Source organism: Escherichia sp. AM3 (genome assembly GCF_032029835.1).
In the GTDB taxonomy this organism is placed as follows: Bacteria; Pseudomonadota; Gammaproteobacteria; order Enterobacterales; family Enterobacteriaceae; genus Escherichia; species Escherichia coli.
The window spans coordinates 1-369 of sequence record NZ_JAVUPQ010000665.1 but is presented as its reverse complement, the minus strand read 5'-3'; the positions used below and the strand labels follow the sequence as shown (position 1 = coordinate 369).

The following is a 369-nucleotide window of genomic DNA, read 5'->3' as shown; positions in this document are numbered from 1 at the left end:
GCGTGGAGCCACGGATGGACTGTGGCCTGACCGAGCCTTCAATACGTTTGTCGCCAAGGAACGTCGGAGAGCCTTCCTGTTCAATATCCTCATCAAAGGCAGCAAGTTCATCATAACCCGCCACATCCACCGACTTTTCACGGTAGTTTTTTGCCGCTTTACCGCCCAGGCACCAGAAGCCACGACCATTGGAAAAACGCTTCATAGTGAGCGTGTTATCCCGGTGCTTTTTGCCATACCACGGAGCCAGCGCCAGCAGCGACGGAATATCGCGGATGGTCGGCTCAACGTGGGTTTTCATAAAGTTCTCGGCATCACCATCCGTCGGCAACCAGATAAGGGTGTTGCGCTGCTTATGCTCTATAAAGT

General features: G+C 53.4%; 1 protein-coding gene. It reads right to left on the bottom strand.

Features of this window, described 5'->3' with window-relative positions; all coding sequences use genetic code 11:
- Positions 1–369: phage terminase large subunit family protein (locus tag RTW80_RS27775; RefSeq protein WP_312721337.1), on the bottom strand; the 369-nt coding region annotated here is incomplete at both ends.